Annotated in this window: 5 protein-coding genes; 1 reads left to right on the forward strand and 4 read right to left on the reverse strand. The window is 67.0% G+C overall.

Going from position 1 to position 5485, the window contains the following annotated elements; translation table 11 throughout:
- The coding region (locus ACFQO7_RS37505) for an NB-ARC domain-containing protein (protein ID WP_376810852.1) at positions 1 to 2346 on the reverse strand (2346 nt) is incomplete at its 3' end.
- A gap of 106 nt (positions 2347 to 2452) precedes the next feature.
- A complete protein-coding gene (locus ACFQO7_RS37510; RefSeq protein ID WP_376810853.1) occupies positions 2453 to 2827 on the reverse strand; it encodes an effector-associated constant component EACC1 in 375 nt (124 codons plus the stop codon).
- A gap of 444 nt (positions 2828 to 3271) precedes the next feature.
- Between ACFQO7_RS37510 and ACFQO7_RS37515 the strand changes: the two genes are divergently transcribed.
- Complete coding sequence (locus ACFQO7_RS37515) at positions 3272 to 4231, forward strand: tyrosine-type recombinase/integrase (RefSeq protein WP_376810854.1); 960 nt, start codon at positions 3272 to 3274, stop codon at positions 4229 to 4231.
- A 56-nt stretch (positions 4232 to 4287) separates the two neighbouring features.
- Here the strand turns inward: ACFQO7_RS37515 and ACFQO7_RS37520 are convergent, their stop codons facing one another.
- On the reverse strand, positions 4288 to 4569 hold the full coding sequence (locus ACFQO7_RS37520; protein WP_376810855.1) for a hypothetical protein: 282 nt from the start codon (positions 4567 to 4569) through the stop codon (positions 4288 to 4290).
- On the reverse strand, positions 4562 to 5485 hold a 924-nt coding region (locus ACFQO7_RS37525), incomplete at its 5' end, for a tyrosine-type recombinase/integrase (protein WP_376810856.1). The genes ACFQO7_RS37520 and ACFQO7_RS37525, both read right to left, overlap by 8 nt.

The raw sequence follows: 5485 nt of genomic DNA on the forward strand, positions 1-5485 counted from the left end.
GTGGGGGTCCCAGATCTGTACCACCGGGTCGCCGCTGCCGCGGGAGGTGTTGGCGATGGTGGCGAGCCAGGTGCCGTCGGGTGCGATGTGCACCTGCCCTGCGCCGTGCCGATGGCCGGTGTGGATGGGGCGGCGGAGGGCGGGGTGGGGCTGGTCTGGTAGCGGCCAATGGTTGGCGAGTCGGGGCCGGTGGGTGAGCGTGCGGGTGAACGCGTCGACGATGGGCTGCAAGGAGCTCTTGCCGTCGAGGCGGCTGGCGAGGGTGTCGTCGATGGCGTGAACGACAGGGCTGGAAGACAGTAGGTGGGCGTTGTGACGGAGAGCGTCAGCGAGTGCTTTGGCTTGCGGATGTTGGGAGCGGGCGAGATCGGCTTCGGCATGGACCGGGCCACCGCTGCGGCGGATGCGTGCGGCGGTCCAGCGCAGGTCGGTGATTAGGAGTTGAACCTCGCTTTGCAGGCCGGCGTCGGTGAGATGATCAACGAGGTAATGCTGCAGGTGGTCGTGCTCTCGCGGCAGAGTCCACCATGGCCGAGGAGCATGGCCGCTGTCGGTGAGGCTGTTGGGTGAGGCCAGCAGACGGGAAGCCGCGGTGATGAGGGCGATGTTGGTGCGCACCTGGTGGTCGGCTCCGGCGCTGTCACGTACGTGGGTGCGTATGACATCGTGCAAGCGCAGTCCGGGCTGGTCGCGTCCGGGACTGGCCAGCGACGCGTCGATGAGCGCGTTACCTAGTTGCCTGGTCTGGAAAGCGTCCAGCCCACCGCTTTCCTGCCAGAGCAGAGCGAGGGTGGTGTACGGGATGTCGGTGTCTTCGGCGAAGATCCCGAGTTCGAGATAGCGGTCGCGCGTGAACGCCGGCAGCGCGTCGAGGCTGGCGTTGATGCAGGCGGCGACCATAGCGTGGCGCCGCGGCGACGTGATGTCGTGGGGGTTGTCCAGGGCATCCGGGCCGGCCTGCCGCAGGCGGTCGGCGACGTCTCGTGCGGCTTGGTACACCGGGCAGAACTTGTCGGTGTTGCGGGCGATGGTGCGGTTGGTGATACCCAGCAGCAGCGGCCACCGGCCGGTCAACTGCAGCAGCTCTCGAATGCTGGCGTCGGGAAGCGGGTCCAATCCTGCGGTCAGCACCGCCGTTGCTTCGCGGTCGGCCATGACATCGACGTCCACGGGCACTGCTGCGGAGAGCGCGGCCAGGCTGAACCGGGTGGTGACCAATCGGCGGCAGTGGCGACCTCCGCTAAGGAACGGGCGGATCTGGTCGTCGCGCCAGACATCGTCGACGACGAGTAAGACAGGATCCAGGCAGGCGTCTAGAGCCTCCCCGAGGCGGAACCCGGCTTCCTGTGGGCCGGACAGCGTTGGCCGCACACCGGTGAGCTGCTCCGTCAGGTCATTGATCTTGTCGGCGAGGGCAGGTCCGTCGAGGTCGTGACCGAGTTCGGTCCACAGGATCCCGCCCGTAAACAGCTCATCGACCTCGGGCCGGTGGCACGTCTGGGTTACCAGTGTGGTTTTGCCGAATCCGCCGGTACCCCGCACCGCCGTGATCACCACCGGGCTTGCGTCTGCTGTGTCTCCAAGGGCATGCAGGATGGCTGCAATTAGCTCCGGTCGGGTCACCATTGCTGGTGCTACCTGCGGAAACATGCGCGGTCGGCGCCTGGATGCTGCTAGCGAGCCTGTAAGCGGTGGGAATTCAAGGGGCCGGGGCGGCGGCGGCTTGTAGCCGAGATTCGTGAGCCATGGCCGTGCCCCAGCTGCGCCATGGTTGTGCACTGGTGGGTTGTGTGGCAGGAGTTCGGTCAGGCCGTCGAACACGTCCTGACCTCGCAAGGACCGGCCCCGGCCGGGCATACCCCGCAGGACCGTTAGAAGCGCCCCGGTAAATAGGGTGGTGTCCCCATCTAGCGGCGCGCTGGCCGGGGTGGCGCGGTCGGCGGCGCCGAGGAAGTACCAGCCCGCCGAGTCTGCCGCGCGCACCGCCGGGGCCGGCACGGCAGTCTCGGCCTGACCTGCGAAGCAACAGTCCAGCAACAACACCACGGCTGCATCGCGGCCGGCATTGCGCGACACCTCCTCCACCAGGTTCGCGACCGTGACCATGCTTGTTTCCGGTCGGGACTGGTCAGCATCGGCCATGGCCAGGCTTAGGTGACCGCCGATGGACACGGCATGGCCTACGAAATAGATCGCCAGCAGCCCGGGCGGGCGCACTAGCCGAGCTGCCCGGCCGACCGTCTCCAGGACCGTCGCCCGGTCCGGGTCAACCAACTCGATCAGAGGCAGGGGCCGGCGCAGTCCCCACAGCTCTGGGTCTGCGAACCTGTCGGCCAGCCGCTGCACGCACGTTTGCGCTTGGGGCACCGCTGGCAGGTCAGTTCGGTATGTGCCGACCCCGATCAGGACTGCGACCGACTCCGACGGGTCCGCGTGATCGCCACCATCGACGTCAGGCACCGGCCGCGGGTCCCTCCAGCGCCGCATGTGCTGCCTCGACGACTGCGTCTGCGGGACCATCGAGGTCCAGCATGGTCGTGCGTGTTCCGTCGGGATGATCGGTCCAGGTCACAGTGACCCTGGCCCGTTCGGCCGGGCGGGAACGGCGACGGGAGCGGAAGAAGTCGTAGACCGCGTTCAAGACCAGCGGCAGCGTCACCTCGGTCGCCAAAAAAGCTAGGACCTCGACTGCGCCGAGTTGCCCGGGCACCACTGTGGCCCGGGCGCGTCTGACATCCATCCCGGCCAGGTCCGGGCGGCTTGCCAGCCACGCATTCAGCTGCGCGACCACATCGCCGTCGCCATCGACACCCATCTCGATCTGCACGCCCGCGAGCATACCGAGGACTACTGCGCGTTCAGCTCCGCCGTACAGCCGCAGCAAAGTCTGCAAGACGACAGAATCGTTCCCGGTTCAGACCGTACCGCCAGTCCTGGAGAGCGCCCATGCCGGCGGGTCATACGACGGGCTTGTCCATCCAGTGGGGGTGACACCCGCAGGGGACCAGTTGGGGACCACACGCCATGCGCTCTCGTGTATCGACGTGCGACCAAACAGCGTTCGCTCACGATGCACACCGCGTGTGACGTGTATAGACGGCTGGTCACCCGTCCTGGGGGTCAAGGGGTCGTCGGTTCGAATCCGGCCAGCCCGACAGCGAAGAGGGTTTCCGCTGGTCACGGACCACGGAGACCCTCTTTTTGTGTACCAGGATCGTCGGCCGAAGTCGAGTACACCGTTGGTGGACCCCTTGACTAGGCAAGGTGCAAAGTGACGACTCTCAATGTCGCCAAGGTCTTCGAAGACCTCCCGAGGATCTGGGCCGGCTTCCTGCAGGACTGGGACCGGACCATGCGTTCGCGCAACCACCCCGACACCACCCGCTACAACTATGTGCTGGCCGCCGCCCAGCTCGCGCGCTATCTGAAGGAGCACTCGCCGGACTTCGACTCCGACGCCGCGGCCGATGACCCGACGCTGGTGACCAAGGGCCAGGTCGAGGCGTTCCAGGCGTGGGTGGTCGAGACCCGGTCGGCGTCGACGGCGCTGAACAAGCACAAGGCTCTGCAGCAGTTCTTCAAGTGGCTGGTCATCGACGAGGAGGAGATGGACCGCTCGCCGATGGACCGTGTCGGCAAGCCCAAGACCCCGGAGAAGCTCATCCCGGTGCTCAGCGACGCCGACACCAAGAAGGTCCTCGACCTGTGCAAGGGAAAGAGCTTCGCGAACCTGCGCGATCACGCGATCATCCGGCTGCTGTGCAACACCGGTGCCCGCCTGTCCGAGGTCGGCGACCTGACCTTCGACGACATCGACCTCGCGACGGAGTCGGTGCGTTTCCGAGGTAAAGGTGCCAAAGACCGGCGGGTGCGGTTCGGGCCGAAGACCGCCCGAGCGCTGAGTCGGTACCTGCGGGCTCGGGCGACTCACCGGGGCAATGAGCTGCCGTTCCTGTGGCTTGCCGACCGCGGTGGCCGCCGTCTCGCCCCGAACGGCATCAAGATCATGCTGCGACGGCTGGGGGAGAAGGCCGGCATCGAACGCCTGCACGCCCACCGCTGGCGTCACAGTTACGCCCACGAGTGGAAACGCGCTGGTGCCGACACCGGCGACCTGATGCTGGTGCTCGGCTGGACCTCCGACGCGATGCCCCGGCACTACGGGCGCAGCGCCGCTGCCGAGCGTGCGCTGGAGACCCAACAGCGGCTCGGCATCGGCGAGCGCGTCTGACTGGCGAACTGGCGCAGTCAAGGGTGCGCTTCGCGTGGGGCGCACCCTTGCGGGTGTCATTTCGCTTCCCGCGAGCGGCGGGAGCGTTCGGCCAGTTGCAGCATGTAGGCCTTGACGGCGTGCCGTACACGCTCGGCGCGTTCATCGGCTGGCAGTTCCCCGTTCGGGTCGACCTGGCGTTCGAACCTGGCGTGGAACGCCCGCCGGGCTGGGGCGGTCCGCGCCGGGCGATCGGCGGTGTTGGCCCAGGAGGTGTGCACGGCGACCCGAGCGCGTCGACGTCGCTGGGCAGCGGTGAGACCGGTCCTGGCCTCGAGAGAATCGGCGGTGTCAGACATCTTCGCCGATCCTCAGCCGTGCCTGGGTTTCCTGGGCGCGTTCGGCGGCCGCGCTGGCACCGTAGTGGCGGGCCATCTCGTCTGACGACCAGCCGAGCACCACCATCAGGTCACCGGAGTCTCCGCCGGCGCGTTTCCACTCGTGGGCGTAGGTGTGCCGCCAGCGATGGGCGTGCAGGTGTTCGACGTCTGCGGCTTGCCCTCGCCGCCTAAGCATCATCTGGATGCCGTTGTCGCTCAGGTGGGCCGCGCCTTTCTCCGCAAGCCACAGGTGGGGCAGTTGGGCGGCGCGGTGCTGTGACCGCATCCTGATGTACCGGCTGAGCGCCCGGCCGGTCTTCGGCCCGAACCGCACCCTACGGTCCTTGCCGCCCTTGCCGTGGTACAGGGCGGTGTCCAGCGACATGTCGATGTCGTCGATCTTGAGGTCTGCCACTTCTGACAGTCGGGCACCGGTGTTGGCGAACATTCTGATGATCGCTTCATCGCGAGCGCCGGCGAACGTGCGCCGATCGCAGGTGTCGAGGACCTTTCGGGTCTGGTCGGCGCCGATGATCGGGATGAGTTTCTTCTTCTTTCGAGGTTGGCGCACACGCGCCAGCGGCGAGACGTCGAGCTCTTCCTCGGCGACCAGCCAGCTGTAGAACTGCTGCAGGCTCTTGTGCTTGTTCAGCGCTGTCGACGCCGACCTGGTCTCGATCATCCAGACTTGGAACCGTTCGATGTCTGCCTTCGTGACTTCGAGCGGGTCTCGGCCTGCTTGGCTGCGGACGTGGCCGAAGGTGCCGAGGAACCCGCACAGCTGAGTGGCGGCAAGGAGGTAGATGTAGCGGGTTGTTGCGGGGTGGTCGGCGGCGCGCAGTGTCCGTGGCCATGGAAGTGTCACCGCTGGTGGCCAGTGAAAGTCCCCACCTCG

Source organism: Catellatospora aurea, assembly GCF_042663325.1.
Taxonomy (GTDB): domain Bacteria; phylum Actinomycetota; class Actinomycetes; order Mycobacteriales; family Micromonosporaceae; genus Catellatospora; species Catellatospora aurea.

Excerpts from the sequence above, each read along its gene's own strand:
- ACFQO7_RS37520 (WP_376810855.1), bottom strand. The coding sequence starts at position 4,569 with ATGTCTGACACCGCCGATTCTCTCGAGGCCAGGACCGGTCTCACCGCT.